The sequence below is a fragment of the Pseudomonas sp. PAMC 25886 genome (assembly GCF_000242655.1).
GTDB lineage: Bacteria > Pseudomonadota > Gammaproteobacteria > Pseudomonadales > Pseudomonadaceae > Aquipseudomonas.
In genome coordinates this window covers 105,086-131,360 of record NZ_AHHC01000084.1, presented here as the reverse complement: position 1 = coordinate 131,360, position 26,275 = coordinate 105,086, and the positions used below count along the sequence as shown (strand labels likewise).

25 protein-coding genes are annotated in these 26,275 nt (G+C 60.2%); 14 read left to right on the top strand and 11 right to left on the bottom strand.

Annotation, left to right across the window (positions count from 1 at the left end; all coding sequences use genetic code 11):
* Nucleotides 1–35: 35 nt before the first annotated feature.
* The gene (locus MUM_RS0128805; protein WP_010176488.1) at nucleotides 36–761 is read right to left on the bottom strand and encodes a TorF family putative porin; all 726 of its coding nucleotides are present in this window, start codon (nucleotides 759–761) and stop codon (nucleotides 36–38) included.
* A gap of 207 nt (nucleotides 762–968) precedes the next feature.
* Nucleotides 969–1,148 carry a hypothetical protein gene (locus MUM_RS0128800; RefSeq protein ID WP_003210722.1) on the bottom strand — a complete coding sequence of 60 codons (180 nt, stop codon included), beginning with the start codon at nucleotides 1,146–1,148 and terminating at the stop codon, nucleotides 969–971.
* Nucleotides 1,149–1,471: 323 nt separating this feature from the next.
* On the opposite strand from MUM_RS0128800, the gene MUM_RS0128795 reads away from it, so the two are divergent.
* The 3 genes from MUM_RS0128795 to MUM_RS0128785 all read left to right on the top strand — a co-directional run bounded on the left by MUM_RS0128795 (nucleotide 1,472) and on the right by MUM_RS0128785 (nucleotide 4,492).
* Nucleotides 1,472–2,308, top strand: coding sequence for a CvfB family protein (locus tag MUM_RS0128795; RefSeq protein ID WP_010176487.1), 837 nt, complete (start codon nucleotides 1,472–1,474; stop codon nucleotides 2,306–2,308).
* 112 nt (nucleotides 2,309–2,420) lie between these two features.
* Nucleotides 2,421–2,828: a DUF2177 family protein gene (locus MUM_RS0128790; RefSeq protein ID WP_010176486.1), complete on the top strand. Its 408-nt coding sequence runs from the start codon at nucleotides 2,421–2,423 to the stop codon at nucleotides 2,826–2,828.
* A 221-nt stretch (nucleotides 2,829–3,049) separates the two neighbouring features.
* Nucleotides 3,050–4,492, top strand: a complete 1,443-nt coding sequence (locus tag MUM_RS0128785) for an NCS1 family nucleobase:cation symporter-1 (protein WP_010176485.1) — start codon at nucleotides 3,050–3,052, stop codon at nucleotides 4,490–4,492.
* On the opposite strand, the gene MUM_RS0128780 is transcribed toward MUM_RS0128785, so the two are convergent.
* Nucleotides 4,404–5,612 carry an MFS transporter gene (locus MUM_RS0128780; protein ID WP_029616144.1) on the bottom strand — a complete coding sequence of 403 codons (1,209 nt, stop codon included), beginning with the start codon at nucleotides 5,610–5,612 and terminating at the stop codon, nucleotides 4,404–4,406. The two genes, MUM_RS0128785 and MUM_RS0128780, sit on opposite strands and share 89 nt — an antisense overlap.
* A 104-nt stretch (nucleotides 5,613–5,716) precedes the next feature.
* On the opposite strand from MUM_RS0128780, the gene ptrR reads away from it, so the two are divergent.
* From ptrR to MUM_RS0128765, 3 genes are all read left to right on the top strand, one after another.
* A complete protein-coding gene (gene ptrR / locus MUM_RS0128775) occupies nucleotides 5,717–6,610 on the top strand; it encodes a putrescine utilization regulator PtrR (protein WP_010176483.1) in 894 nt (297 codons plus the stop codon).
* A 137-nt stretch (nucleotides 6,611–6,747) separates the two neighbouring features.
* Nucleotides 6,748–6,870 carry a PA1414 family protein gene (locus MUM_RS1000000134900; RefSeq protein WP_003210728.1) on the top strand — a complete coding sequence of 41 codons (123 nt, stop codon included), beginning with the start codon at nucleotides 6,748–6,750 and terminating at the stop codon, nucleotides 6,868–6,870.
* Nucleotides 6,871–7,309: 439 nt separating this feature from the next.
* The gene (locus MUM_RS0128765) at nucleotides 7,310–9,409 is read left to right on the top strand and encodes an FAD-dependent oxidoreductase (RefSeq protein ID WP_010176482.1); all 2,100 of its coding nucleotides are present in this window, start codon (nucleotides 7,310–7,312) and stop codon (nucleotides 9,407–9,409) included.
* Between the two features lie 62 nt (nucleotides 9,410–9,471).
* On the opposite strand, the gene MUM_RS0128760 is transcribed toward MUM_RS0128765, so the two are convergent.
* The 4 genes from MUM_RS0128760 to speB form a co-directional block, all read right to left on the bottom strand.
* Nucleotides 9,472–10,854, bottom strand: a complete 1,383-nt coding sequence (locus tag MUM_RS0128760; protein ID WP_010176481.1) for a sodium:solute symporter — start codon at nucleotides 10,852–10,854, stop codon at nucleotides 9,472–9,474.
* A 111-nt stretch (nucleotides 10,855–10,965) separates the two neighbouring features.
* Nucleotides 10,966–12,471 (bottom strand): purine-cytosine permease family protein, encoded by a 1,506-nt coding sequence (locus MUM_RS0128755; RefSeq protein ID WP_010176480.1) that lies wholly within the window; start codon nucleotides 12,469–12,471, stop codon nucleotides 10,966–10,968.
* A gap of 21 nt (nucleotides 12,472–12,492) precedes the next feature.
* A complete protein-coding gene (locus MUM_RS0128750) occupies nucleotides 12,493–12,918 on the bottom strand; it encodes a YybH family protein (protein ID WP_010176479.1) in 426 nt (141 codons plus the stop codon).
* Complete coding sequence (speB, locus tag MUM_RS0128745) at nucleotides 12,918–13,868, bottom strand: agmatinase (RefSeq protein ID WP_003210733.1); 951 nt, start codon at nucleotides 13,866–13,868, stop codon at nucleotides 12,918–12,920. Before speB ends, MUM_RS0128750 begins: the two co-directional genes overlap by 1 nt.
* Before the next feature lie 240 nt (nucleotides 13,869–14,108).
* Between speB and MUM_RS0128740 the strand changes: the two genes are divergently transcribed.
* The 7 genes from MUM_RS0128740 (at nucleotide 14,109) to MUM_RS0128710 (ending at nucleotide 21,753) form a co-directional block, all read left to right on the top strand.
* Nucleotides 14,109–15,002, top strand: a complete 894-nt coding sequence (locus MUM_RS0128740; protein WP_003210734.1) for a LysR family transcriptional regulator — start codon at nucleotides 14,109–14,111, stop codon at nucleotides 15,000–15,002.
* Between the two features lie 6 nt (nucleotides 15,003–15,008).
* Complete coding sequence (locus MUM_RS0128735) at nucleotides 15,009–15,605, top strand: tRNA-uridine aminocarboxypropyltransferase (RefSeq protein ID WP_010176478.1); 597 nt, start codon at nucleotides 15,009–15,011, stop codon at nucleotides 15,603–15,605.
* A gap of 100 nt (nucleotides 15,606–15,705) precedes the next feature.
* Nucleotides 15,706–16,608 carry a cysteine synthase CysM gene (cysM, locus tag MUM_RS0128730; protein WP_029616143.1) on the top strand — a complete coding sequence of 301 codons (903 nt, stop codon included), beginning with the start codon at nucleotides 15,706–15,708 and terminating at the stop codon, nucleotides 16,606–16,608.
* On the top strand, nucleotides 16,608–17,960 hold the full coding sequence (rlmD, locus tag MUM_RS0128725) for a 23S rRNA (uracil(1939)-C(5))-methyltransferase RlmD (RefSeq protein WP_010176476.1): 1,353 nt from the start codon (nucleotides 16,608–16,610) through the stop codon (nucleotides 17,958–17,960). The genes cysM and rlmD overlap by 1 nt, the downstream gene beginning before the upstream one ends.
* Nucleotides 17,961–18,096: 136 nt before the next feature.
* Nucleotides 18,097–20,340, top strand: a complete 2,244-nt coding sequence (gene relA / locus MUM_RS0128720) for a GTP diphosphokinase (protein WP_010176475.1) — start codon at nucleotides 18,097–18,099, stop codon at nucleotides 20,338–20,340.
* An 8-nt stretch (nucleotides 20,341–20,348) separates the two neighbouring features.
* The gene (mazG, locus tag MUM_RS0128715) at nucleotides 20,349–21,182 is read left to right on the top strand and encodes a nucleoside triphosphate pyrophosphohydrolase (RefSeq protein WP_010176474.1); all 834 of its coding nucleotides are present in this window, start codon (nucleotides 20,349–20,351) and stop codon (nucleotides 21,180–21,182) included.
* Between the two features lie 25 nt (nucleotides 21,183–21,207).
* Nucleotides 21,208–21,753 (top strand): DUF2058 domain-containing protein, encoded by a 546-nt coding sequence (locus tag MUM_RS0128710; RefSeq protein WP_010176473.1) that lies wholly within the window; start codon nucleotides 21,208–21,210, stop codon nucleotides 21,751–21,753.
* Nucleotides 21,754–21,960: 207 nt separating this feature from the next.
* On the opposite strand, the gene MUM_RS0128705 is transcribed toward MUM_RS0128710, so the two are convergent.
* From MUM_RS0128705 to purM, 4 genes are all read right to left on the bottom strand, one after another.
* Nucleotides 21,961–22,149: a hypothetical protein gene (locus tag MUM_RS0128705; protein WP_003210741.1), complete on the bottom strand. Its 189-nt coding sequence runs from the start codon at nucleotides 22,147–22,149 to the stop codon at nucleotides 21,961–21,963.
* 253 nt (nucleotides 22,150–22,402) lie between these two features.
* Complete coding sequence (locus MUM_RS0128700; protein WP_010176472.1) at nucleotides 22,403–23,116, bottom strand: DUF3108 domain-containing protein; 714 nt, start codon at nucleotides 23,114–23,116, stop codon at nucleotides 22,403–22,405.
* An 8-nt stretch (nucleotides 23,117–23,124) separates the two neighbouring features.
* Nucleotides 23,125–23,775 carry a phosphoribosylglycinamide formyltransferase gene (gene purN / locus MUM_RS0128695; protein WP_010176471.1) on the bottom strand — a complete coding sequence of 217 codons (651 nt, stop codon included), beginning with the start codon at nucleotides 23,773–23,775 and terminating at the stop codon, nucleotides 23,125–23,127.
* Nucleotides 23,776–23,786: 11 nt separating this feature from the next.
* Nucleotides 23,787–24,845, bottom strand: a complete 1,059-nt coding sequence (gene purM, locus MUM_RS0128690; protein WP_010176470.1) for a phosphoribosylformylglycinamidine cyclo-ligase — start codon at nucleotides 24,843–24,845, stop codon at nucleotides 23,787–23,789.
* A gap of 360 nt (nucleotides 24,846–25,205) precedes the next feature.
* Here purM and MUM_RS0128685 point away from each other — a divergent pair, with 360 nt between their 5' ends.
* The gene (locus MUM_RS0128685) at nucleotides 25,206–26,246 is read left to right on the top strand and encodes a DUF2066 domain-containing protein (RefSeq protein WP_010176469.1); all 1,041 of its coding nucleotides are present in this window, start codon (nucleotides 25,206–25,208) and stop codon (nucleotides 26,244–26,246) included.
* Nucleotides 26,247–26,275: the final 29 nt, after the last annotated feature.

Genomic DNA, 26,275 nt, shown 5'->3' with positions numbered 1-26,275 from the left:
ATCTGAACCCGCCAGTGCCGCGACAGTTCAGCCCATCAATAAAACGCCCGCTCGGCTTTTAAGGTCAATAGGCCGTCGCATTGCGAGTTGTGTCCGGAGTAGGCCGAGCAATCGCCGCCGCTGAGGCTGGAGTCGCTGTAGATCAGGTTCAGGTCGACACCCATCCACGGCCGGGAGAATTGCACCGACCAATCGCTGAAGCTGCGGATGGAGCTGCCATCGGCGACCGAGACCGGGGTGCCCAACTGGTGGGTGGTGTACTTCATGCTGACGCCAATGCCGAAGGGCTTGGTGCCGCCCAGGTCGGCGAACAGGGTGCTGTCCTGCCGGTCCGGGTCGTTGCTGAAGGAGGCGCCGAAGCGATTGCCCAGCAAGGTCAGGCCGCCGTAGAACTCCTGGCTGTCGAGTGGGCTCAGCTTGGGGTAGCTGTAGTGGATCATCCCCAGTTCATAACCCAGGGTCTGGTCAAAGGGCCGCTTGAAGCCCAGGTAGGAGTCAACTTCCAGGTTGCTGGTCGGGGAGATGCCCATACTTGGTGAGAATTGGCCGAGGTACAGGCCGCTGCCGTGGCTCAGGTCGAGGCCGCCGTGGAACGAGTCGCTGCCGGGCGAAGTGGGTTTGACCAGGCCTTGGGCCATGCTGCGGCTGGGCGTGGTGCCCAATTTCAGGTCGAAGTCACCCAGTTCACGCTGGAAAACCTGCGCTTCGGCAAGGGGGCTGGCCAACAGGGCACCGGCCAGGAAAATGCAGGATTTGAGCATGCTTCACTCCGTGAAAAGCGAGGAGCAGTAACGGGAAATATCAGGCAAATGCCCGATCTAGACGTGTGCAAGCATACCGGCGATGGTTCACGGATGAAGCCCGTTCGTCGATTGGTGCAAAAGGGGGAGTATCAGAGGGTGTTGCGGGCTCTAGTCCTAGCGCCTTGAAAGGCAAAGCGCATAGGGACCAGGTGTAATGCGCACGTATTACTTTTTACCCAGGGTGATCTGCTTGGACGGGCCGAAAGTCTGGCCGCTTACGCCTTTGGCAATCTGCTGGATTTCGCCGCCCTGCTTGAGGAATGCAGCAATTTGGCTGTTGATCGATTCGCTGGTTTCAACGGCGGGAGCTGGCTTTGCTTTGCTGTTGGATGCTTTTACGCGCATGGCGGCCACTAACCTGTAGAAAATTAACTTGGCCATGCATCGTACATGAAATGCTTGACAATTGCTTGGCAAATATCCCCAGGAATATACGGCGGCTTTATGAATGGCCTGAAATTAATCAGTGAAATACTCACCTAACTCGCTGTTTTAATTCGAAACCCATGGGAGAAATATGGCTTGGGTGCTTGCATAAATCAGGCTGATCATCTGACGAGCGGGGCGGTCCGCGGCAAACCCATGATTTTTCAGGCCTGTGCGCCGGTACACGGGACCGCCGCCGTCAACTCGGGTAGAATGCCGCCCACGCAATGAGGGTATTGGAAATGGCTTTAGTCGGGCGCTACAACAGCTTGCAAGTGGTTAAACACACTAACTTTGGTTTGTACCTGGATGGTGATCAAGAGGGCGAAATCCTCTTGCCCAATCGTTATATTCCCAAAGATATTCCCAGTGAAGATGAAGACTGGCTCAACGTTTTTATTTATCTGGACAGCGATGACAAACTTATCGCGACCACCGAAAAACCAAAAGTACAGGTGGGTGAATTTGCCAGTCTGAAAGTGGTTGAAGTCAACAGCATTGGTGTCTTCCTGGATTGGGGCCTGCCCAAGGACTTGCTGCTGCCTTACTCCGAAGAAAAGCGCCAGCTGACCGCCGGTGAATATTGCGTGGTGCACGTCTACCTCGACAAGCACACCAAGCGCATCACCGCCACCGCGCGCCTTGACCGTTACCTGGACAAGACCCCGGCCACCTACAAGGTAGGCCAGGAAGTTGACTTGCTGGTGGCTGAAGCCACCGACATGGGCTTCAAGGCCATCATCAACAACAAGCATTGGGGCCTGATCCACAAGAACGAAGTGTTCAAGTTCCTGCGCCCGGGCAAGGAAGAGAAAGGCTTCATCAAGGAAATCCGCGCCGACGGCAATATCAGCCTGAGCCTGCAGCCGGTAGGTGAAGAAGCGGCGTCCAGCCTGAACTCGAAGATCCTCGCCAAGTTGCGCGAGAACAACGGCACCTTGCCGGTCAGCGATAAAAGCGACCCGGCGGTGATCAGCAGTTTGTTCGGTGTCAGCAAAGGCAACTTCAAGAAGGCCATCGGTGCTCTCTACAAGCAGGGTCACATCGTGATCCACGCGGATCGTATTGAACTAAGCTGATCGCGGTTTGCTCTCCTGTAGGAGCCGGCTTGCCGGCGATAAGGCCCGTGAGCCTTGCGGTGATTCTTCTGACGCCATCGCCGGCAAGCCAGCTCCTGCAAGGATCCTATGAATGTCCAGAAAAACCCTCTTCGCCTACCTCGGCACCTTGCTCGCCTTCCTGGTCCTCGACGGCCTGTGGCTCGGCGTTTTCATGGGGCCGACCTACAAAGCCCTGCTGGGCCCGCTGATGCTCGATCAGCCGCGCCTGTTCCCCGCCGTGGCGTTCTATCTCCTCTATGTATTCGGTTGTGTGGTGTTTGTCGTCCTTCCCGCTGTAACGAGCGGCGGCTGGCAACGTGCCGCGCGGCTTGGCGCATTGCTGGGCCTGGTGGCCTACGGCACCTATGACCTGAGCAATTGGGCAACCTTGCAGGGTTGGTCCGCCGGGTTGGCCGTGATGGATATTGCGTGGGGCACTTTCCTTAGCGCGGTTTGCTGCACCGTGGGCTACCAATGTGCACGCAGGGTGCACAATTGATTGTGTACAGGATTGGTCTGCACCATCCCTGAGCGAACCTGCACCGTTTAGTCATTTTTGTGCCTTTGCATAATTCCCTGAAGACCCACGCCGCAGAGGGATTGTGCCGAGTTTTATTTCTTTGGCACGCATTCTGCTCATTAACTCGTATACAAACCATGCCGCCTCCCGTACGCACTCCCGTCGCGGGTGGCAGGCCGGTATTTACGAGGAGCCCTGCGATGACCGAACAATTGCCCCAAGGCTACAGCCCGCGCCTGTACAACCAGGACCTGGGGCCGCTGCCGCAAAAATGGAACTGGTACAACATCTTCGCCTTCTGGATGAGCGACGTGCACAGCGTTGGCGGTTACGTGTTCGCCGCCAGCCTGTTTGCGCTGGGGCTGGCCAGTTGGCAGGTGCTGATCGCCTTGCTCGCCGGGATTTGCATTGTGCAATTGATCGCCAATCTGGTGGCCAAGCCGAGCCAGCAGGCGGCAGTGCCGTACCCGGTGATCTGCCGGTTGGCCTTTGGGGTGTTCGGCGCGAATATTCCTGCGGTGATTCGCGGTTTGATCGCGGTGGCCTGGTACGGGATTCAGACCTACCTGGCATCCAGCGCATTGATTATCGTGGTGCTGCGGTTTTTCCCACAGATGGCGGTATACGCAGAGCCACATTTTGCCGGCCTGTCGTACCTGGGCTGGTTCGGTTTCCTCAGTCTGTGGACGCTCCAGGCGCTGGTGTTCTGGGCCGGCATGGAGTCCATCCGTCGTTTTATCGACTGGGCGGGGCCCATTGTCTATGCGGTGATGTTTGCCCTGGCAGGCTGGATCGTGTGGAAGGCGGGCTGGGCCAATATCAGCTTCACCCTGGCGGAAAAGTCCCTGTCTGGCTGGCAAGCCTTTGGCCAAATCATCGTGGCGACGGCATTGGTGGTGTCGTACTTTTCCGGTCCGACCCTGAACTTCGGTGATTTCAGTCGTTACTGCCGGACGATGAAGGACGTGCGTCGCGGAAATTTCTGGGGCTTGCCGGTAAATTTCCTGGCGTTCTCCCTGGTCACCGTGGTGATTGTTTCGGGCACCTTGCCGGTGTTCGGCGAAATGCTCCACGACCCGATCGCCACGGTCTCGCGCATCGACAACGATATGGCCGTACTTCTGGGGGCGTTCGCCTTTGTCACCGCGACCATCGGCATCAACATCGTCGCCAACTTTGTCTCGCCGGCCTTTGATTTTGCCAACGTGGCACCGAGCAAAATCAGCTGGCGCGTCGGCGGGATGATTGCGGCGGTGGCCTCGATCTTTATCACCCCGTGGAACCTGTTCAACAACCCGTTGATGATCCACTACACCCTCGACATCCTCGCGGCGTTTATCGGGCCGCTGTTCGGGATTCTGTTGGTGGATTACTACCTGGTGAAGAAGCAGAAGATCGACGTCGACGCGCTGTTCGACGACAGCCCGAGCGGGCGCTACTACTTTGATGGCGGCGTGAACTGGACGGCGGTCAAGGCGCTGGTGCCCGCGACGCTGGTGGGCGTCGCGATCACCTTCACTCCGGCCTTGCAGGGCATGGCCAACTTCGCCTGGTTTACCGGCTGCTTCCTGGGTGGGCTGTTTTTCCTGGTGCTTGCGCGGCGTGAACAGGTTCGCGCACCTGCGCCGATGGTTGCCGGCTGACCAGCACCGATCCTGCCACTACCAAACCGGCGCCAGCGACCACCAGCGCCGGTTGCAGGCCACCGCTGAGGTGGCTGCTCACCGACGCCAGCAACGGCCCGCTCAATTGGCCGATCGCAAAGCTGGCGGTCAGCAACCCGGTGCTGCGCTGGTAGCCATGGGGGGCGACCTCACGCAAGCGGGCCATCACCAACTGCATGCACGCCAGGAATGGCCCGCCGCACAACAACACCCCCAGCGCCAGGCCCCAACCGTTGCCCAGCAGGCAGGCGAACACCCCGGCAGCTTGCAGCCAAAGGGTTGTCATCAGCCAGCGGCGGGTGGTGTCCGGGTCCTTACGGCGCAGGCTCGCGACCACCACGCCAATCGCGGCGGCCAGGCCAAAGCAGGGCCAGAACAGATCCGCTTGCCATGCGCCGTTGAATTGCGCGCTGGCCATCTGTGACAGGAATGTCGCCGGGATGATGTAGCCGAGACCGTACAACACGTAGATCCAGCACAGGTGGGTGATGCTGCCGTTGTTGATCACGTCGGTGTGGCTGGCAACGGGCGAGCTGGCGGCGGAAGGCTTGGGCAGGAACGGCAGGATGGCCAGCAGCATCACCAGCGCGACTGCGCCATACACCAGCCACAAGGTTGCAGAGTCTTGCCCCAGCAGGTTGGAGCCCAGCGCCAGCAACCCGGTCAACAGAATCCCCAGCCCCGGCCCGGCAAATACCAGTGCACCCAGGCGTGGGCGCCCGGCCGCAATGGCCAGAGGCTGGCTCAGGCTGGTGATCATCACCAAGGCCCAGGCGCTTGCCACACCGGTACCAAAGCGCAACAACAAATGCGGCCAGAACCCATGGGCCCAGTACGACGCCAGGGTCAGCAGCACACATAACCACAGCCCGCCGTACAGGCGCCCGCGTACATGGTGATGGCTGCGGGCAAATATCGAGTCCACCGCGCCGACGAAGTAACCCAGGTAGTTGGCTGCCGCAATCAGGCCGGCGCCGGTCAAGTCGATCTGGCCCTCACTGAGCAAGTGCGGCATTTGCGGGGTAAGCGCGAAGCGGCCAATGCCCATGGCCATCATCAAGGCGATAAAACTGGCGAGTAAGCGGATCAGCGGTGACATGGTGGTTTTTCCTGGGAGCAGCAAGTGACCCTCAGGCTAAAGTGGATTGACTTTCTTTAAAAATGAATAATAGTGAGTAACTTGTTCAGTTTTGGAGAATAGTGATGGAGTTTAGTCAATTGCGTATTTTCCAGGCGGTGGCCGAGGAGGGCTCCATCACCCGTGCGGCCGAGCGTTTGCACCGGGTGCCGTCCAACTTGTCGACCCGGCTTAAACAGATGGAAGAACAGCTGGGCGTCGAACTGTTCGTGCGCGAGCGCCAGCGCTTGCAGCTTTCTCCCGCAGGCAAAGTGTTGTTGGACTACAGCGCACGCCTGCTGGCCCTGCATGACGAAGCCCATGGCGCGGTGCAAGGCGGGCAACCGGCCGGTGACTTTGTGCTCGGCAGCATGTACAGCACGGCGGCGATTCACTTGCCCAAGCTGTTGGCGCGCTACCACAAGGCGTATCCGATGGTGAACCTGCAGGTGCAATCGGCCCCCAGCGGTGAGCTGCTGGAAGGCTTGATTACCGGGCGCCTCGACGCCGCGCTGGTGGACGGGCCGTTGACCCTGGCCACCCTGGATGGCGTGCCGCTGTGCGAAGAGCGCCTGCTGCTGATTTGCGAGGCGGACCACCCGCCCGTGCGTGGGCCGCAGGATGTTGCCGGCCGCTCGGTGTTCACGTTCCGACGCAGTTGTTCCTACCGGGCGCGGCTGGAAGCCTGGTTTTCCCACGATCGCGTGGCGATGGGCCGAGCCATCGAGATTGAGTCCTACCAGGGCATGCTGGCTTGTGTGATCGCCGGTTCCGGGGTGGCGTTGATGTCTGAATCGATGCTCGACAGCCTGCCGGGCAAGGACAGTGTGTCCATTCATCCGCTGGCCGAGCCTTTTGCCAGCGCCACCACCTGGTTGATGTGGCGCAAGGGCATGCTCGGCGCTAACCTCAATGCGTGGATTGACCTGCAGCAAGAGGGCAAGGTGGCACTGGAACCCTTAACCCGAGCGATTGCTTGAACGATCCGTCAGGATTTTGATCAATTCAGTAATAGTTCGTTGTGGTTTCGTTCAAGCATTACGTAGGACTTAGGGCTACTATCTGTAGGAAGCGGCCACAGAATTCCAGCCGCTCGGCATTACCCCAAGGGGGCACCATGAAAGAGAAACTGCAAAACTGGCTGCACGACCTCGGCGTCGCACTCGGCTTGATCGAGCCACCGCTGCAACCGGTGCCAATTCGCACCGATGACGAGCAGCGTCGCCCGCGTCGCAGGTAAGTCCTGGAAAGCGCCCAAACCCCCGGTGTTTGGGCGTGGTCTGAAGCGGCATAAATTTTATGTGGGAGCGGGCTTGCTCGCGAATACGGTGTATCAGTGAACTTTGCACTGACTGACACAGCGTATTCGCGAGCAAGCCCGCTCCCATATTTGTTTTGTGCACTTGCAAAAAAAAGGCTGGTCAGGAAAGTTTTCGAAAAAGCCATTTGATCATTTCGCGGAAATACTTGAGTAGTCCGAATCTGTGCACGTCAGTCATGCCTTGGCGTTCAAGTGTCGGAAGTGGACTACTTGTTTGTCAGAAGTGTCTGGCTTATTCAATTCTGAAGATAAGCGTAGGTTGAGTTCCGTTAGGAAAAGATTTGTATCGTTTGCATTTCCAGAACCCCAACTTTATTGAACTCCCCTTGAGCACGTCAGAATTGTTGGAGATAAAGCTATGATGCTTTCTTCCGTCCCGCCAGTCGCTGCGTCACTCATCGCCATCACCGAAAATATTTTACATATCGCCCCTGCGTCCAGGGGCTGGAAGGCTGACGCGCCCAGCAATGTAGTGTTTTTCCCGCCGACATTAACCAAGCAAGCGCTGCTTATGCAGATCGGACTGTTGCGCCCATCAACGATCATAGTCGGTGACCAGCCTATTGATGCAGATGTCATTGACCAATGGCGTGTATCCCACCCATTTGGAAACCTATGTCTGGTCCGCAGAGGGACGAGCCTGGATAAGATTCGATTGGATCTGTGCGCCTCTAACAACATTCAAGTGATCCATACGCCGGGGGTCAACTCGCCGCATGTTGCCGCTTATATTGCACATTGGCTGACCCTGGCCGATGGCTCTCTCCCCGATGATATTTGTGTGCTGGGATACGGCAATGTTGGAAAAGAACTCGTCAAGTTATTACTTGATCGAAATCCGACTGTTCGGATTAAGGTGTTGGTTCGGCCCGGTCAAGTATCGGACGCTATCGGCAAAGTCTTTTCCGACACTAAAGTGTCATTTGTCGTGGACTTGCTCGAAGCAGTGAAGGGGGTCGAAGCAGTCGCCTTATGCTTGTCCCTGAATGATGACTCTACTCATCGTATTGATCGGGCTCTTATTCAATGTATGCACAGGCAAGCTCGCCTGGTCTGTGTCGCCAAGCCGGATGTCTTCAGCGATGATGCTTTGCAGGCCCTGGCTACGGCAGAAGGTATCCAGCTGGTATTGGACTACGGTCCCAGGACACTGGACGCGTTTCGCAGGCGTACAGAAGCACTCGGCTGTAGTGTCTACACCTGGTGCAAACCAGCAACGCTTACGACACAGGCGGCAACCACCGAAGCCTGCCATGGCGACCTTGACTATGCCGTCTCTGTTCAACTGAGCCTGGTAGCCTTGCGCAGCCTTGTCAGGCGCAAACTTGCACATTCACTGATGATCCCCACTCAGCAGGCACATGCCGGTGCACCGCGCGTGTCGATCATCGGCAGGGGTATCAACGGCCTGCTCCAGGCCGTGATGTTCCGCCTGGCGAATTATCAAGTCATTGTTTACGGAGGAACGCAGGCGCGCGACGGCGCCAGCCATAACAGGGTGAACATGCGCCATCTGTCAGCAACGGAGACGACGGCAAAGCCGCTACGCAATGGTTATCTGACGCCCGGAAATCAGTATTTGGCCGTTGAGTGCAATCGTGCAGGCATTGAGTTGTTTGAAAAGCTCCTCGCCGACAACCCGTCCCTCGCACCATTCGCGCGGTCGCGGATTGTACGAGCGTACGCGGACGACGCCAGTGGCGTAGAGGCCGCGATCCGCGAACAGTGCGATATCGAAAACAGGCCGTGGCCCAGTGGCAAGCCGGGCAATGAGCTTGCAGAGATCAGCCAGCCGCAATTCCAGGCTAGTTATGGAATTCCAGGGATCAGCCGGGCTATTGAGGTGTCGGGCTACGATCTGGAGTTTGCTCATCTAATGGATGAATTAGTGGCGCTTTTGCAGCGCTCCGGGGTTCAGTTCCTGCCCCGGAATTTGAGTCCGGTCCAGATTGCTGACCTGAGCAGAGAACACTTCGTCGTCACGGCCATGGGGGTAGAGGAACCCGAGGTGTTCGCGATCGTTGGCTGGTTTTTCAAACTGCGTGCGGTGGGGAATGAGGGTGTCGAAATGCGCGGACTCAAGCTGCAGTACGACCTGCCCATCGGCGTCATGAATTGCCGCTTGGACGGAGACTTTATTCTTGTCTCCGGTGGTCGGGTTCCGCCCGATTCGATGCAGGAACACAAGGAAGAGGTACTGGCGGCGTGCCTGACGGCTGTGGCTCGGCACTTTCCAGCGTCCTACCGCAGCGCGATCGAAAGTGGCAACTTGCAGGTTATTGAATGTGCCAGGCCTGGCACCGCAGATGGACTTTCAATCGTTTATTGGTCCGCATACAACCGAATTGTCGCAGGGGCAACTTATGCCGGGGGTACAACCCAGGGATTGGTATGGGCTTCTTTGGTTCAGGAAGTCATTCAGGCAAGGGCGCCGGCGGTTTCGGTAATGTGGGAATGAAAAAAAACGGGTGCGACATCCGACGTCGCACCCGCTGAAGAAAGCTGCTTTCAACTATTCGTTCAGATCGCCCGTGCCGCAACAGCCTCCGGACGACGGGACAGCAAGCTCACCAGCACAAAACTCACCAGGCCCACGCCCAGGCTGTAATAGATCGGGGTATTGGCGTCCAAACCGTCCTTGATCATGAACACCAGCGCCGTCACAAAGCCCAGGGTCATGGAGGTAATCGCCCCGGAAGTTGTCGCGCGCTTCCAGAAAATCGCTCCGATCAGCGGGATCAGCATGCCGCCCACCAGCAGGTTGTAAGCGAGGGTGAGCGCGCTGATCACATCGTTCACCACCAGTGCGATACCCAGCACGGCAATCCCTGTCAGCAGGGTAAACAGACGGTTGATCTTCAGGCTCGACTGTTTACCGCCCCGCAGGCGCGGCAGCAGGTCTTCGGTCAATACGGTGGACGCGGCAAGCAAGCCGGCACTGGCGGTGGACATCATTGCGGCCAGTGCAGCAGCAATCACCAGGCCACGGATACCGTCCGGCAGCGAGACTTTGACGATGGCGGCAAACGCGTTGTTGACGTTGTCCAGGTCCGGGATCAGTACGTGGGCGGCCATGCCGATCAGCGCACAGGCCAGGCCGTAGAGGATGCAGTAGAAACCGGCGAAAGTGCCTGCATACTTGGCGACCTTTTCGTCACGGGCGGTGAACACCCGTTGCCAGATGTCCTGGCCGATCAGGATGCCGAAAAAGTAGATCATGAAGTAGGTGATGATGGTGTCCCAGCCAATTTCGGTGAAGCTGAAATTCGACGCGGGCAGCTTCGCCACCAATTCATCCCAGCCGCCGACGCGGTACAGGCAGATTGGCAGCAGGATAAACATCAGGCCGACGGTCTTGATCACGAACTGCACGATGTCAGTCAGGGTCAGCGACCACATGCCGCCGATGGTCGAGTACACCACCACCACGCCACCGCCCAGCAGCACCGAGATCCAGAACGGCAGGCCGAACAGCACTTGCAGTACGGTGCCGATGGCGAGGATCGAGGTCACGCCGATCATCAGCGCGTAAGCCAGCATGATCACCGCACTGGCCTGGCGGGCCATGGGGTTGTAGCGCTTTTCCAGGACCTGGGTCACGGTGAAGATTTTCAGTTTCAGCAGCGGCTTGGCCAGGAACAGGTTCAGCGCAATGATCCCCGCACCCAGGGCGGCGCACAGCCAGAAACCGGAAATGCCATGCACATAACCCAGGCGCACGGTGCCGACGGTGGACGCACCGCCCAGCACGGTGGCCGCCATGGTGCCCATGTACAGCGTCGGGCCCAGGTTGCGGCCGGCCACCAGGTAGTCTTCATGAGTCTTGGCCCGGCGCATGCCGTAGTAGCCGAGCACCAGCATGCCGGCGGCGTAGATGAGGACGACGAATAGATCTAAAGCCATGACGGCGAGTCTCCGGTTATCTTTTTTATGTGGGGCTAAAGGGGGCTGTGTGGCGAGGGAGCTTGCTCCCGCTGGGCTGCGCAGCAGCCCCAATCCATTTCACGCCATTCATCAGGCGGCCTCGCGACTGTTGCGCAGTCGAACGGGAGCAAGCTCCCTCGCCACAGTCGGCCCGTAGACGGAAGCCGGTTCCGGGAACACGCGAAGCAGCGTCAGGTACACCAGCGAGGCCAGGCCCAGGGTGACCGGCAAGCTGATGTCGATGCCATCGGCGAGGTTGCCCAGCGGCCCGACGAACTGCCCCGGCAGGTTGACGAAGCACAGGCCCACCAGCGCACTCGGGATCCAGGCCCCCAGGCCGCGCCAGTTCCAGCCGTGGCTGAACCAGTAGCGCCCGCCGGTTTCACCACGCGTGAACACTTGCAGGTCGTCCGGGCAGTAGTAACCCCGGCGCACGATCAGGCCGATGATCATCATCACCATCCACGGCGTGGTGCAGGTGATGATCAGCACGGCGAAGGTCGACACGCTCTGCACCAGGTTGGCAGCGAAACGTCCGATAAAGATGAAGGCAATCGACATCACCCCGATCAGCAGCGTCGCCTTGACCCGTGACAGCAGGCGCGGGAACACGCTGGACATGTCCAGCCCGGTGCCATACAGCGAGGTGGTGCCGGTGGACATGCCGCCGATCACCGCGATCAGGCACACCGGCAGGAAGAACCAGCTCGGAGCCACGGCCAGCAGGCCGCCGACATAGTTGTTGGAGGCGATGTAGTCCGGTGCCTTGATCGCCACGATGGTCGCGGTGGCCAGGCCGAACAGGAACGGGATCAGGGTAGCGATCTGCGCGAACACCACCGCCAGCATGATCCGCATCTTCGAGGTTTCCCGCGGGATGTAGCGCGACCAGTCGCCGAGGAACGCGCCGAAGGAAATCGGGTTGCTCATGGCCACCAGTGCCGCACCGATAAACGCGGCCCAGAAGCCGGTCTGGCCGAGGGCGACGGTGCCGGCGAAGTGGCTGTCGAAAGCGGGCGCGAAGGCGAAGATGCCCAGCAGGAACAGCAGGCTGGCCGCCCACACCGCGATACGGTTGACCCACAGCATGAAGCGAAAGCCGTAGATGCACACCGTCAGCACCAGAATGGCGAACACGCCGTAGGCCAGGCCCAGGGTCAGGTCGGTTTCCGGCAAGCCCACCAGCCGTTTCGCACCGCCCACCAGCGCATCGCCTGAACTCCACACCGAGAGTGAGAAGAACGCGATCGCGGTCAGCAGCGACAGGAACGAGCCGACAATCCGCCCGTGCACACCAAAATGCGCACCGGAAGACACCGCGTTATTGGTGCCATTGAGCGGCCCGAACAGGCCCATGGGCGCGAGGATCACCGCCCCCACCAGCACGCCCAGCACAATCGCCCAGACGCCGGCCTGGAACGACAAGCCAAACAGCACTGGAAAGCTCCCCAGCACGGCGGTGGCGAAGGTATTGGCACCGCCGAAAATCAGGCGAAAAAAATCCTTCGGCCCGGCGGTACGTTCGTGGTCCGGGATCTGTTCGACGCCGTTGGTTTCTATGTTGCGAATACTATTTTCGTTGTTTTTATTATTCATGATCAGCTCCGATCACATTGGCTAAGGGGGCGGCAGCCCTTCCGGCATAGCGGACAAATGTTCGTGACAGGCCAGCCACAGGCCTTCTTTTTGTTGTGTGCGATCACCTTGCCGTTTGAAGACAATGGTCTCGCGTTCCTGGCTAAAGAATTGCTCCCCGTTCATGCGCAGCTCGGTGGCCACGTCATGCACAAATACCGCGACGTCACCTTGCAGGCTGACGAATGCGTTGCTTGAGGTGCAGGACAGCACCTCAAATCCCTCGTCCCGGCGCCAGCTGTCCCACAACACCTGGTAGGCGTCGCGACTCAGCAGCGGCTGGGGGAGGGTGTAGAACACGAAGCTGGCGTCGGCGCTGAACGCACCGAAGTAAGCCTCGCGGTCATTGCGGGCGAAGGCCGACACCAGGTCGGCCGCGGCTTTTAACACCTCGGCCTGGTTGCTCATCAGCGGTGCGCCACGCCAGGCAGTACGCAGAGCATTTCGTACAGCAGGTTGGCGCCCAGCAGCGAGGTGTTGCCGGTGGTGTCGTACGGCGGCGAAACTTCTACCAGATCGCAACCAATCAGATCCAGGCCTTGGCAGCCGCGGATGATTTCAATCGCCTGGATCGTGGTCAAGCCACCGATTTCCGGGGTGCCGGTGCCAGGTGCCCAGGCCGGGTCGATGCCGTCGATGTCGAAGCTCAGGTACACCGGACCGCCGCCGACTTTCTCGCGCACTTCGGCCATCAAGGGTGCCAGCGAGTGGTGCCAGCATTCTTCGGCCTGGACCACACGGAAACCCTGCTTGCGGCTCCAGTTGAAGTCTTCGGCGGTATAGCCCTGGGCGCGCAGGCCGATTTGAACAACGCGGTCGCAATCCAGCAGGCCTTCTTCCACCGCGCGGCGGAAGGTGGTGCCGTGGGCGATTTTCTCGCCGAACATGTGGTCGTTGACGTCAGCGTGGGCGTCGATGTGCACCAGCCCGACCTTGCCGTGTTTCTTATGGATCGCCCGCAGGATCGGCAGGGTGATGGTGTGGTCACCGCCCAGGGTCATCGGGATTACGTTGTGTTCGAGGATCTCGTCGTAGGCTTCTTCGATGATGCGCACGGCGTCCAGCAGGTTGAAGGTGTTGATCGCCACGTCGCCGATGTCGGCAACCGACAGCGAGTCAAACGGTGCAGCACCGGTGGCCATGTTGTAAGGGCGGATCATCACCGATTCGGCGCGGATTTCCCGAGGCCCGAAACGGGTGCCGGCACGCAGGGAGGTGCCGATGTCCAGGGGCACGCCGACGAAGGCGGCATCCAGGCCCTTGGCCGATTGCAAATGGGGAAGACGCATCATGGTGGCGATGCCGGCGAAGCGCGGCATTTCGTTGCCGCCCAGTGGTTGGTGGAAAATCTTGTCCACGGGATTGCCTCATCGTTTTGTTTATTAGAAGCCGATTCTGCGAAATGCATGGGAAGGGAAGAATCGGCAGGGGCAAATACTTAGTTCAGATTTTTCTAAACTAATGGCTGAGGTAAACTCGGCTGCAACTGTAGGAGCTGGCTTGCCAGCGATGCAGGCGCCTCGGTGTAACAGGCGCACCGAGTGGATTCCATCGCTGGCAAGCCAGCTCCTACAGGTTTTGTGTTACTTGGAGATCTTATGGCCAACGCCTTGCCCGACCTGAAACTCCTGCGCATCTTCGTCAGCGTCGTGCGGCACCAGGGTTTCGCCAACGCCCAGCACGAACTCAACCTGTCGACCTCCGCGATAAGCACCTACATGAGCCAGCTCGAAGCCGCGTTGGGCCTGGTGCTGTGCCATCGCGGCCGGGGCGGGTTCAGCCTGACCAGCAAGGGCGAGCTGTTCCATCAGGAAACCCTGCGTCTGTTGGGCGAGCTGGAAGGCTTCGAGCAATATGCCGCCGCACTCAAAGGTGAGTTGCGCGGCACCCTGAAGCTCGGCGTGCTCGACTCCACCGTCAGCGATAAGGCCCTGCCGTTTGCCGAAGTCATCGGCGCCTATAGCCAGGAGCACCCGGCGGTGCATTTGCATCTGTCGGTGATGAGCCCTTACGAATTGCAGCTTGGGGTACAGGACAATCGCCTGGACCTGGCCATCGGCGCCTTCTCCAACCGGATGAGCGGGCTGATCTATATGCCGCTCTACCGCGAACAGCACTGGCTGTATTGCAGCACCCGCCACCCGTTGTTCAACGAGCGGCGTATCCCTGAACAAGTCATCACCCAGCAGCGCATGGTCGGCCGCGGCTACTGGAGCCAGGCCGAACTGGCGCGCCACGGCTTCAAGCACAGCGCCGCCACGGTAGAAAGTATGGAGGCGCAGTTGATCCTGGTGCTGTCCGGCGCCTACATCGGCTACTTGCCGGAACACTACGCCCAGGCCTGGGCCGACAAAGGCGACTTGCGGGTGCTGCTGCCGGCGACCTTTGGTTACCAGGCGCCGTTCTCGATGATCATGCGTCGGGGCCGCAGCCGCGAGCCGTTGATCCAGACGTTCCGCGATTTACTCAAAGCCCAGCTCAACCAGGCCTGAAAACCCATGTCCAGACCCCAATGTTCCCGCTGCCTGCGGCCCACCACCCATTGCCTGTGCGCGCTGATCCCGAGCCTGGAGAGCCGCACCCGCGTGTTGCTGTTGCAGCATCCGAGTGAGGTCAATCATGCATTGAACACCGCGCGCTTGGCGGCCCTCGGACTGGTGAATGCGCAGTTAATAGTGGGAGAGGTATTTGAGGATTTGCAGGTGCTGTTGAATCCGCCGGGTTATCAGGCGCGCCTGTTATTCCCTGCCGAGGATGCGCAACCGCTGCAGGCCTATACGCCATCCGACGAACCGTTGCTGCTGGTAGTGCCGGACGGGACCTGGCGCAAGGCGCGCAAGCTGCTGCACCTCAATCCCTTGTTGGCGGCGTTGCCTCGGGTGACGCTGGCAGAAGGTGCCGTGTCCCGGTATCGACTGCGCAAGGCGCCGGGGCCCGGCGCTTTGTCGACGGTGGAAGCCATCGTGCAGGCGTTGCAGGTGCTTGAAGCGCCCACTTCATTTGAGCCGCTGTTGAAGCCATTCGAGGCGTTGATCGAAGGGCAAATTGCCGCGATGGGCGACGAAGTGTTCCAGAGAAACCACGGCCCGGCCTGACTTATTCCATTAAGCGATAAGCACCACACTTTGCGTGATATGGCCCGCCAGTCTTTCCCGGTATGATAGTCGCCCCCGCAGTCTGGATTGCGAATACGCCATGACCTTGCAGTACCCCACCATCGCCGATTGCGTCGGCAACACCCCGCTGGTCCGCTTGCAGCGCCTGCCGGGCAACACCAGCAATACCTTGTTGCTCAAGCTCGAAGGGAACAACCCGGCCGGCTCGGTCAAGGACCGCCCGGCGCTGTCGATGATCACCCGCGCCGAGCTGCGTGGGCAGATCAAGCCCGGCGACACCCTGATCGAAGCCACCTCCGGTAACACCGGGATTGCCCTGGCCATGGCCGCCGCCATCAAGGGCTACCGGATGATTCTGATCATGCCCGACAACGGCAGCGCCGAGCGCAAGGCGGCGATGACGGCCTATGGCGCCGAGTTGATCCTGGTCACCCAGGAAGAAGGCATGGAAGGCGCCCGCGACCTCGCCGAGCGCATGGCCGCCGAAGGCCGTGGCCTGGTGCTGGACCAGTTCGCCAACGGCGACAACCCCGAGGCGCACTACACCACCACCGGCCCGGAAATCTGGCGCCAGACCCAGGGCACCATCACTCACTTCGTGAGTTCGATGGGCACCACCGGCACCATCATGGGCAATTCGCGCTACCTCAAGGAGCAGAACCCCGAGATCCAGATCGTCGGCCTGCAACCGATGGAAGGCGCGGCGATCCCGGGGATCCGTCGTTGGCCCGAAGAGTACTTGCCGAAAATTTATAACTCGGCCCGCGTCGATCGCATCATCGACATGGCCCAGCGTGAAGCCGAAGACACCACCCGCCGGTTGGCCCGTGAAGAAGGCATCTTCTGTGGCGTGTCGTCCGGTGGCGCCGTTGCCGGGATGTTGCGCTTGTCCCAGGAGTTGGAAAACGCAGTGATCGTCGCGATCATCTGTGACCGTGGCGACCGTTACTTGTCGACCGGCATTTTCGACGCGCCCAACTGATGGCCAAGCACGAGAGAGGCCTGCGCTTCCAACCGACGGGCGGCAGCCGGGCCCCACAGATTCCTGTAGGCAAGAAGCAACGCCTGACCATCGAGCGCCTGGCCAACGACGGCCGCGGCATTGTGTTCTTTGAAGGCCGCACCTGGTTTGTAGTGGGTGCCCTGGCCGGCGAAGAGGTTGAGGCGCGGGTGCTGGGCGCCCATGGCAAAGTGGTCGAGGCGCGCACCGAGCGCGTATTTACCGCCAGTGAACTGCGCCGCCCGGCGCCCTGTGTGCACGCCGGCCGCTGTGGCGGTTGCAGCCTGCAACACTTGCCCCATGACGAACAGCTCGCCCTGAAACAGCGCATGCTCGCCGAGCAATTATCCCGTGTGGCAGGTGTCGAACCCCAGGAGTGGGCCGCGCCGTTGAGCGGGCCGGAATTCGGCTATCGCCGTCGCGCCCGCGTGGCCGTGCGCTGGGATGCCAAGGCGAAGAAACTCGAGGTGGGTTTTCGCGCCGTGGCCAGCCAGGACATCGTCGGGATCGATGATTGCCCGGTGCTGGTACAGGCCTTGCAGCCGATCATGCAGCGTTTGCCGAACATGCTTCGGCGCTTGAGCAAGCCTCAGGCGCTGGGGCATGTGGAGTTGTTCAGCGGGTCGTCGATTGCCGTGTTGTTGCGACACATGGCGCCCTTGTCCGAAGCGGACCTGACGATCCTGCAGGAATTTTGTACCTTCCATGAAGCCCAGCTGTGGCTGCATGGCGAGGGCCAGCCGCAACCCTTCGAACCGGACCAGGCCCTGGGCTATCGTCTGGAACAGTGGGATTTGCAGTTGGCGTACCGCCCGGGAGACTTCGTGCAGGTCAACGCCGGGGTCAACGAGGCGATGGTTGCCCAGGCCCTGGAATGGCTGGCGCCAAAGCCCGACGAGCGGGTGCTGGATTTGTTTTGTGGCTTGGGCAACTTCGCCTTGCCGCTGGCCCGTCAAGTGCGGGAAGTGGTGGCGGTGGAAGGTGTGCAAGCCATGGTGGATCGGGCGGCACAGAATGCCGTCAGCAATAATTTGCATAATGCGCAGTTTTTTCAGGCCGATTTGTCCCAGCCTTTGACCGACGCGGAATGGGCCAAAGAGGGCTTTTCTGCGGTACTCTTGGACCCACCCCGCGATGGTGCCCTGGAGGTTGTGCGCAAGCTCGCCACTCTGGGGGCTGATCGCCTGGTGTATGTGTCCTGCAATCCGGCAACGCTGGCGCGGGACACGGTCGAGTTGGTCAAGCAAGGCTACCGGCTAAAACGTGCCGGGATCCTCGACATGTTTCCCCAGACGGCCCATGTCGAGGCCATGGCGTTATTTGAAGCGGGCTAGGATGCCCGTTTAATCCGACTGGCCTGCATCTCCTGGGCCTGTGACCTGCCAGGGAGCGTGCATAAGCTTTTTTTGTAAAGCAGGTCAGCGATGATTTTGACGCACTAAAAGGTGCGTCGTAGGGAAGGTAAGCAAGATGGTACAGGTGAGAGCACACCAGCCGATCAACACCGACGGCAGTATCAATCTCGAGGCATGGCTGGATCATGCCATCAGTGTCGACCCGGCACTGGACCGTGAAGCCTTGAAAGCAGCCTGCGAGTTCGCTCGTGAGTCTGAGCAGCAAGACAATGCGGCCAAGAACCTGTGGGCCGAAGGCACTTCAAGCTTTCGCACCGGGTTGGAAATCGCCGAGATCCTCGCCGATCTCAAGCTCGATCAGGATTCACTGATCGCAGCGGTACTGTATCGCGGCGTGCGCGAAGGGCATATTCAACTGCCCACCGTCAGCCAGCGTTTCGGCACCGTGGTGGCCAAGCTGATCGACGGCGTGCTGCGCATGGCGGCCATCAGCGCCAGCCTCAGCCCCCGCCAGTCCATGGTGCTGGGCACCCAGGGCCAGGTGGAAAACCTGCGCAAGATGCTGGTGGCGATGGTCGACGACGTTCGCGTCGCGCTGATCAAGCTGGCCGAGCGCACCTGCGCGATTCGTGCGGTGAAGACCGCCGACGACGAAAAGCGCAACCGCGTCGCCCGCGAGGTGTTCGACATCTACGCGCCGCTGGCCCACCGCCTGGGTATCGGCCATATCAAGTGGGAGCTGGAGGACTTGTCCTTCCGGTACCTCGAACCCGATCAGTACAAGCAGATTGCCACGCTGCTCCATGAGCGGCGGCTGGACCGTGAGCGTTTCATCGCCGACGTGATGAGCCAATTGCGCACGGAATTGCAGGCCACCGGGGTTGAAGCCGACATCAGTGGCCGGGCCAAGCACATCTATTCCATCTGGCGCAAAATGCAGCGCAAGGGCCTGGCCTTCAGCCAGATCTACGACGTGCGCGCCGTGCGCGTGCTGGTGCCGGAAATGCGCGACTGCTACACCGCGCTGGGTATCGTCCACACGCTGTGGCGCCACATCCCCAAGGAATTCGACGACTACATCGCCAACCCCAAGGAAAACGGTTACCGCTCGTTGCACACGGCGGTGATCGGCCCCGAGGGCAAGGTGCTGGAAGTGCAGATCCGCACCCACGCGATGCACGAGGAAGCGGAGCTGGGCGTATGCGCCCACTGGCGCTACAAGGGCACCGACGTCAAGGCCGGGTCCAACCAGTACGAGGAGAAAATCTCCTGGTTGCGCCAGGTGCTGGAATGGCACGAAGAGCTGGGCGACATCGGCGGTTTGGCCGATCAGTTGCGGGTGGATATCGAACCCGACCGGGTCTACATCTTCACCCCCGACGGCCACGCGATCGACTTGCCCAAGGGCGCCACGCCGCTGGATTTTGCCTACCGCGTGCACACCGAGATCGGCCACAACTGCCGTGGCGCGAAGATCAACGGGCGCATCGTACCGCTCAACTACAGCCTGCAGACCGGTGAGCAGGTCGAGATTATCACCAGCAAGCACGGTACGCCGAGCCGCGACTGGTTGAACCCGAACCTGGGCTACATCACCACGTCCCGGGCCCGGGCGAAGATCGTCCACTGGTTCAAGTTGCAGGCGCGCGACCAGAACGTCGCCGCCGGCAAGACCTTGCTCGAACGCGAATTGGCGCGCCTTGGCCTGCCGCAGGTGGACTTCGACAAGCTGGCCGAAAAGGCCAACATGAAGATCGCCGAAGACATGTTTGCCGCCCTCGGTGCCGGCGATCTGCGCCTGGCGCAGTTGGTTAATCTGGCCCAGCAACTGGTTGAGCCGGAGCGCGGCAGCGAGCAGCTGGAACTGATCCCGCGCAAGGCCACGGGCTACAAGCCGGGCAAGCGTGGCGATATCCAGATCCAGGGCGTCGGCAACCTGATGACGCAAATGGCCGGCTGCTGCCAGCCATTGCCGGGCGACGCCATCGTCGGCTACATCACCCAGGGCCGCGGGGTGAGCATTCACCGCCAGGACTGTGCCTCGGTGTTGCAGCTGGGCGGGCGCGAGCCGGAGCGGATCATCCAGGTCAGCTGGGGCCCGGTGCCGGTGTTGACCTACCCGGTGGACATCGTCATCCGTGCCTACGACCGTTCGGGGCTGTTGCGTGACGTATCGCAAGTGCTGCTCAACGAGCGGATCAACGTACTGGCGGTCAACACCCGCTCGAATAAAGAGGACAACACGGCGTTGATGTCCCTGACCATCGAGATTCCGGGGCTGGACGCGTTGGGTCGGTTGCTGGGGCGTATTTCCCAGTTGCCGAACATCATTGAGACCCGGCGCAACCGGACACCATGAGTAGCCCGATGTATTCGCTTGAAGATCTGCTGTATTTGATGAACCGCCTGCGGGACCCGCAATACGGGTGCCCGTGGGACATCAAGCAAACCTACGCCACCATCGTTCCCCACACCCTGGAAGAAGCCTACGAAGTCGCCGACGCCATCGAGCGCGGGGATTTCGATCACCTGCAGGGTGAGTTGGGCGACCTGTTGTTCCAGGTGGTGTATTACAGCCAGCTGGCGCGGGAAGAAGGGCGTTTCGAATTTGCCGGGGTGATCGACAGCATCACCCGCAAGCTGATTCGTCGTCATCCACACGTTTTTCCTACCGGCGACTTGTATGCGCCGCTGGATATCCCGCCATTGAGCGAAGAGCAGGTCAAGCTGCGCTGGGAAGAGATCAAAGCCGAGGAGCGTGCGGAAAAGTCCGACGCGCCACAGCAATTATCCCTGCTGGATGACGTGCCCACGGCCTTGCCGGCGCTTTCCCGTGCTGCGAAGTTGCAAAAGCGCGCCGGGCAGGTGGGTTTCGACTGGCCCGCTGCGTTGCCGGTGGTGGACAACGTGCGCGAAGAGCTGGATGAAGTGCTCGAAGCCATGGTCGACAACGACCCGGCCGCCATCGCCGATGAGGTAGGTGACCTGCTGTTTGCGGCGGTCAACCTGGCCCGTCATCTGGAGGTCGACCCGGAAGCCGCCTTGCGTTTAGCCAATGCAAAATTCGAACGACGTTTCCGATTTATCGAACAGGCATTGCGCGAGACCCACCGTCCCATAGAAGATTGCACCCTCGAAGAGTTGGACGCCCTGTGGGGCGAAGCCAAACGCCAGGAAAAGAACCTGTCCAGCTGCGGCTGAGCCGTTGCCCAAGTGAGTAAGCACCATGAGCATTTCCCTTCGCGACCAGTTGCTCAAAGCAGGCCTGGTCAACCAAAAGCAGGCCAAGCAGGTCGGCAAAGAGAAACAGAAACAGCAGCGTCTGGTGCATAAAGGCCAGGCCGAGGCCGACGACAGCCAGGCGCGCCTGGCCATTGAAGCCCACGCCGAGAAGGTCAAGCGTGACCAGGAACTGAACCGCCAGCAGCAGGAAAAAGCCGAGGCCAAGGCCCGTGTTGCCCAGGTCAAGCAACTGATCGAAACCTCGCGCCTGCCCAAGCTGACCACCGAGGACTACTACAACTTCGTGGATGACAAGAAGGTCAAGCGCCTGTCGGTCAACACGCTGATGCGTAACAAGCTGAGCAACGGCTCCCTGGCAATCGTCCATCACGGTGGCGGTTACGAGGTGATCCCGCGCGAGGCCGCGCTGAAGATCCAGGAGCGGGCGCCGGAGCGTATCGTGCAGATGAACGTGCTGACCGAAAGCCAGGTGCCGGATGAGGATGATCCGTACGCCGCCTACCAGATCCCTGATGACCTGATGTGGTAAGGCTCTAGAAGCAACATTGTGGCGAGGGAGCTTGTCGTGGCAAGGGAGCTTGTTGTGGTGAGGGGGCTTGTCCCCCGCTGGGGCGCGAAGCGCCCCCAAAATCCCAAACCCCACCCCCTATAAACACAAACCCCGCTCAAAAGGCGGGGTTTGTGTTTATAGACACTCCAGCTGCGTGGGGCTGGGTGTCTATCGGATTTCAGAGTTTCAGGAGCTTTGCGCCTGGCGTTTCATCTCAAGGGTCTCGAGCTCGTTTTTATAATTATGAGCTTCGGCCTCGTCGTGAAACATGCCGACCAGCAGGTCTTGCTGGTGTACATCCCAGATGTGAATCCCGTGGGCTACTGCTTCGTGGGACATATGTTCATCGTCGCGTTCAGTTACTTTTACAGTCATCTGCTTGCTCCAATCTCTGGTTGATCTGCGGCAAGGCGTCGCAGGCCTTTGTTATATGATTTGTTAGCTTGCTAAGTAAATAACCAGGAATTGCAACACACCTTTACAGAAACTGGCGTAATCCCGCGAGCCCACGGAAACCGCGACATTGCGTCGCAGGGCGCTGAGTTTTATGACAAAAGTTTCATGTTGGCGTCAGGCGACAGGCGAAAAAAAGCCCCGCATACGCGAGGCTCTTTCACTGCATGGCAGATCAGCTGCCTTTGACAGCCTTGCCGTCAACGGTACCGTCTTGCAGCATGATGTTGTATTCCTTGCCGTCGGTCTCGACCTGACGCAGGGCAACCAGAATGCCGCCCCAGTCCTTGGCAAACCACATTTGGGTAATGCGCTTGCTTTGAGTCGGGTCACGTACGCGCTCGACCTTGATCGCATCGATCGAGCCGGCTTTGGTCTGGACCTTTTCCGGGCCGATCACGCGGAAGTCGTAGGTATCGACATCAGTACCTTCGACGACGTTGTAGCTCATGCTTTTCTTGCCGGCTGCAACATCGCGCTGCAGTGCCAACTGGTAGGTCGACTTGTCGAGCATGCCGCTTTGAAGGGCAACGTTGACCGCGTCCTTGTTTTCAAAGCCGGTGACTTTCTTGGCCGTCTGATCGAAGTCGAGGTTGATCTTCTTCGTCTTGCCCAGGCCGCCGCGTTCGAAGGTGTAGCTCACCGGCTGCAGGGCATCTTTGTCGAAGCGGATCACACTGGTTTCAGTCAGGCTGGCGATCATCATGGAGGCCTTGAAATTCAAGGTCCAGGTGCCGTTGTCATTCTTGGTCAGGCTGCGTTCTGCCGAACCACTCATGGGCAACTGTTTCCAGTCGGCGGTGTAGCTGGCGGAGAAAGGGTGAAGGTCTGCCGCTTGCACGGCAGGCAAGGCGAACAGCGCAAAGGCGAAGAGCAGGGCGCGACGCATAAAGTCTCCTAGGTTCGAATCAAGTGGCCGCTGGCCGCAAGTAACTGACCGTCCAATAATGCACCGTGGTCGCCAAGAATCAACCGCCCCTCAGCGAACCAGCGAACAGCCAGCGGGTAAATCCTGTGTTCCTGGGTGTGAACCCGTTGCGCAAGCGTCTGCGCAGAGTCCGCAGACTCTACCGGAACTACTGCCTGTACGACCAGAGGCCCGCCATCGAGTTCCTCGGTAACAAAGTGCACGCTGCAGCCGTGCTCGGTGTCGCCAGCCTCCAGGGCGCGCTGGTGAGTGTGTAACCCTTTGTATTTTGGCAGCAGGGACGGGTGGATATTCAGCAGGCGCCCGTTGTAGTGGCGCACGAAGTCAGCGCTGAGAATGCGCATGAAGCCGGCCAGTACCACGAGTTTGGGATTGAAGGCGTCGATCAGTTCGATCAAGGCGCGGTCGAAGGCCTCGCGGCCTTCGAAAGCCTTGTGATCCAGGGAGCGGGTGTCGATACCTGCGTCCCTGGCGCGTTGCAGGCCGTAGGCGTCGCTGCGGTTGGAGATCACCGCAGCGATGCGCACCGGGCTGTCGCCGGCGCGCGTGCTGTCGATCAGGGCCTGCAAGTTACTGCCGGTGCCGGAGAGCAGCACCACGACATCACAGGTCTGGGACATCTGCCCTTGCATCAGTGTGCCTTGAGGTTCTTCAGTTCAACCGCAGCGGCGCCTTCAGGGGCGGTGGCGATCTGGCCGATGACCCAAGGCTGCTCGCCGGCTTCACGCAGTACGTTCAACGCGGTTTCAACGTGCTCTTGAGCCACGCAGATCACCATGCCCACGCCGCAGTTCAGCACGCGGTGCATTTCGGTTTCGTTGACGTTGCCTTTCTCTTGCAGCCAGTCGAAGACTGCCGGGCGCTGCCAGCTGGCCACGTCGACAATCGCCTGGGCGCCTTTAGGCAGCACGCGCGGGATGTTGTCCAGCAGGCCGCCACCGGTAATGTGGGCCATGGCCTTGACCGCGCCGGTGTCCTTGATCAGCTTGAGCAGCGGCTTCACGTAAATGCGGGTCGGGGCCATCAGCAGGTCGGTCAGAGGCTTGCCGTCGAGCTGGATGGTTTCGATGTCGGCACCGGACACTTCGATGATCTTGCGGATCAGCGAGTAGCCGTTGGAGTGCGGGCCGGAGGATGGCAGGGCCAGCAGGGCGTCACCGGCTGCGACTTTGGAGCCGTCGATGATTTCGGATTTCTCTACAACGCCGACGCAGAAGCCGGCCAGGTCGTAGTCTTCGCCTTCGTACATGCCTGGCATTTCAGCGGTTTCGCCGCCGACCAGAGAGCAGCCGGACAGTTCGCAACCGGCGCCGATGCCGGTAACCACTTGGGTCGCGGTCTCGACGTTGAGCTTGCCGGTGGCGTAGTAATCAAGGAAGAACAGCGGCTCGGCGCCGCACACCACCAGGTCGTTCACGCACATGGCAACCAGGTCGATGCCGATGCTGTCGTGCTTGTTCAGGTTCAGTGCCAGGCGCAGCTTGGTGCCCACACCGTCGGTGCCGGAGACCAATACAGGCTGCTTGTAGCCGGCCGGGATCTCGCAGAGGGCGCCAAAACCGCCCAGGCCGCCCATGACTTCGGGGCGCGCAGTGCGCTTGGCGACGCTCTTGATGCGTTCGACCAATGCTTCACCGGCGTCGATGTCTACACCGGCGTCCTTGTAGCTCAGGGAGGGTTGCTTGCTCATGATCCAGGCCTTTAGGGGGGATTCAGGGGTAACGACCGAATGCGGCGGGTATACCGAAACCTGAAGTTTCAGCATGGCCTGCCATTGACGGTCTGCGAAGGCGCGCGATTTTATCAGGCTTGAGGGGCAGCGGCCATCCTCGGGCCGACGGGCAGGGGCAATAGCTGTTAAAAAAATCGCTAATCGAGTCGGTCACGGGCCGTATTAAGGTATAGCCTTTAACTCGCTATCGTTATGACAGTACAAAAACTTGCCGAGGCCTTGTGAATGTTTTGCCGGTCGCTGTGGTCACAGCCTTGCTCAACACTGTTCACGCGGTCTGTTCCAACCGCTTATTTTGCCGTTCGGGAATCTTCTTTCATGGGTCTGAGTAAATATTTTTTTGTGGGCTGTTTGTCGTTGGTCAGCCTGGCGAGTCATGCCGAAACCCTCAATGGCCTCTATCAAGTACTTGAGCCGGTCAGCAGTCAGTCTCCTCAGGAGCGTGACCAGGCTACCCAGCGCGCCGTGCAAACCCTGGTGATCCGCCTGACCGGCGACGCGAAGGCAGCCGATGGCCCGGCCCTGGCAGCGATTCGCAAGGACCCGCAACAGATCATCAGCCAGTACGGCTACGACGCCGGCCCTCCGGAAAGCCTGCAAGTGGATTTCGACCCGGTCAGCACCGATCGCGCCTTGCGTGGCGCGGGCCTGGCGCTGTGGGGCAGCAATCGGCCGTCGATCCTCGGTTGGTGGTTGAACGATTCCGTTGAAGGCAGCAGTTTGGTCGGCGATGGCCAGACCGTCGCCCAGCCACTGCGCCGTGCGGCCCAGCATCGTGGTCTGCCGTTGCGCCTGCCGTTGGGTGACCTGGACGAGCAAATCGTCGCCACCGCGCCGAATCTCGAAAGCCCTGACGCCACGCCATTGCGGGCCGCCTCCGAACGTTACGGCGCCGACGCCTTGCTGGCGGTGCATGCCCGTGAAGACGGCGGCCAATGGTCGGCCAAATGGCGCCTGTGGCTCGGCGATAAAAGCGAGCAGGGCACTGCCACCGGCGCTGACACCGCCGCGTTGGCCGATGCCGTGCTGCTGGCCGTCAGCGAACGCCTGGCGCCACGTTTTGCGGTCAAGGCCGGCGCTGCCACCAGCGATCAGTTGCTGGAAGTGCAGGGCATGAACCTGGAGCATTACGCGGCCCTCGGTCATCTGCTGGAGCCGTTTGGTGCCCAGCCGGTGCGTGTGGACGGCACTCGCATCGTGTATCGGGTGAACGGCAGTGCCGAGCAGTTGCGCAGCCAGTTGAGCCTGGCCAAGTTGCAGGAAGTCCCGGCAGGCGAAGCTCCGGCTCCGCAGCCGGTGGTGGAAGGTGCACAACCGGCGCCGGTCGAGCCGACGCCGCAGTTACGTTTTCATTGGTAAGCGTTCTTCCTCCTTATATAGAAGCAGGA

What these genes read in the sequence shown, in the direction of transcription:
- MUM_RS0128805 (WP_010176488.1), bottom strand. Translation starts at nt 761, where the DNA reads ATGCTCAAATCCTGCATTTTCCTGGCCGGTGCCCTGTTGGCCAGCCCC.
- MUM_RS0128800 (WP_003210722.1), bottom strand. Translation starts at nt 1,148, where the DNA reads ATGCGCGTAAAAGCATCCAACAGCAAAGCAAAGCCAGCTCCCGCCGTT.
- MUM_RS0128795 (WP_010176487.1), top strand. Translation starts at nt 1,472, where the DNA reads ATGGCTTTAGTCGGGCGCTACAACAGCTTGCAAGTGGTTAAACACACT.
- MUM_RS0128790 (WP_010176486.1), top strand. Translation starts at nt 2,421, where the DNA reads ATGTCCAGAAAAACCCTCTTCGCCTACCTCGGCACCTTGCTCGCCTTC.
- MUM_RS0128785 (WP_010176485.1), top strand. Translation starts at nt 3,050, where the DNA reads ATGACCGAACAATTGCCCCAAGGCTACAGCCCGCGCCTGTACAACCAG.
- MUM_RS0128780 (WP_029616144.1), bottom strand. Translation starts at nt 5,612, where the DNA reads ATGTCACCGCTGATCCGCTTACTCGCCAGTTTTATCGCCTTGATGATG.
- ptrR (WP_010176483.1), top strand. Translation starts at nt 5,717, where the DNA reads ATGGAGTTTAGTCAATTGCGTATTTTCCAGGCGGTGGCCGAGGAGGGC.
- MUM_RS1000000134900 (WP_003210728.1), top strand. Translation starts at nt 6,748, where the DNA reads ATGAAAGAGAAACTGCAAAACTGGCTGCACGACCTCGGCGTCGCACTC.
- MUM_RS0128765 (WP_010176482.1), top strand. Translation starts at nt 7,310, where the DNA reads ATGATGCTTTCTTCCGTCCCGCCAGTCGCTGCGTCACTCATCGCCATC.
- MUM_RS0128760 (WP_010176481.1), bottom strand. Translation starts at nt 10,854, where the DNA reads ATGGCTTTAGATCTATTCGTCGTCCTCATCTACGCCGCCGGCATGCTG.
- MUM_RS0128755 (WP_010176480.1), bottom strand. Translation starts at nt 12,471, where the DNA reads ATGAATAATAAAAACAACGAAAATAGTATTCGCAACATAGAAACCAAC.
- MUM_RS0128750 (WP_010176479.1), bottom strand. Translation starts at nt 12,918, where the DNA reads ATGAGCAACCAGGCCGAGGTGTTAAAAGCCGCGGCCGACCTGGTGTCG.
- MUM_RS0128740 (WP_003210734.1), top strand. Translation starts at nt 14,109, where the DNA reads ATGGCCAACGCCTTGCCCGACCTGAAACTCCTGCGCATCTTCGTCAGC.
- MUM_RS0128735 (WP_010176478.1), top strand. Translation starts at nt 15,009, where the DNA reads ATGTCCAGACCCCAATGTTCCCGCTGCCTGCGGCCCACCACCCATTGC.
- cysM (WP_029616143.1), top strand. Translation starts at nt 15,706, where the DNA reads ATGACCTTGCAGTACCCCACCATCGCCGATTGCGTCGGCAACACCCCG.
- rlmD (WP_010176476.1), top strand. Translation starts at nt 16,608, where the DNA reads ATGGCCAAGCACGAGAGAGGCCTGCGCTTCCAACCGACGGGCGGCAGC.
- relA (WP_010176475.1), top strand. Translation starts at nt 18,097, where the DNA reads ATGGTACAGGTGAGAGCACACCAGCCGATCAACACCGACGGCAGTATC.
- mazG (WP_010176474.1), top strand. Translation starts at nt 20,349, where the DNA reads ATGTATTCGCTTGAAGATCTGCTGTATTTGATGAACCGCCTGCGGGAC.
- MUM_RS0128710 (WP_010176473.1), top strand. Translation starts at nt 21,208, where the DNA reads ATGAGCATTTCCCTTCGCGACCAGTTGCTCAAAGCAGGCCTGGTCAAC.
- MUM_RS0128705 (WP_003210741.1), bottom strand. Translation starts at nt 22,149, where the DNA reads ATGACTGTAAAAGTAACTGAACGCGACGATGAACATATGTCCCACGAA.
- MUM_RS0128700 (WP_010176472.1), bottom strand. Translation starts at nt 23,116, where the DNA reads ATGCGTCGCGCCCTGCTCTTCGCCTTTGCGCTGTTCGCCTTGCCTGCC.
- purN (WP_010176471.1), bottom strand. Translation starts at nt 23,775, where the DNA reads ATGTCCCAGACCTGTGATGTCGTGGTGCTGCTCTCCGGCACCGGCAGT.
- purM (WP_010176470.1), bottom strand. Translation starts at nt 24,845, where the DNA reads ATGAGCAAGCAACCCTCCCTGAGCTACAAGGACGCCGGTGTAGACATC.
- MUM_RS0128685 (WP_010176469.1), top strand. Translation starts at nt 25,206, where the DNA reads ATGGGTCTGAGTAAATATTTTTTTGTGGGCTGTTTGTCGTTGGTCAGC.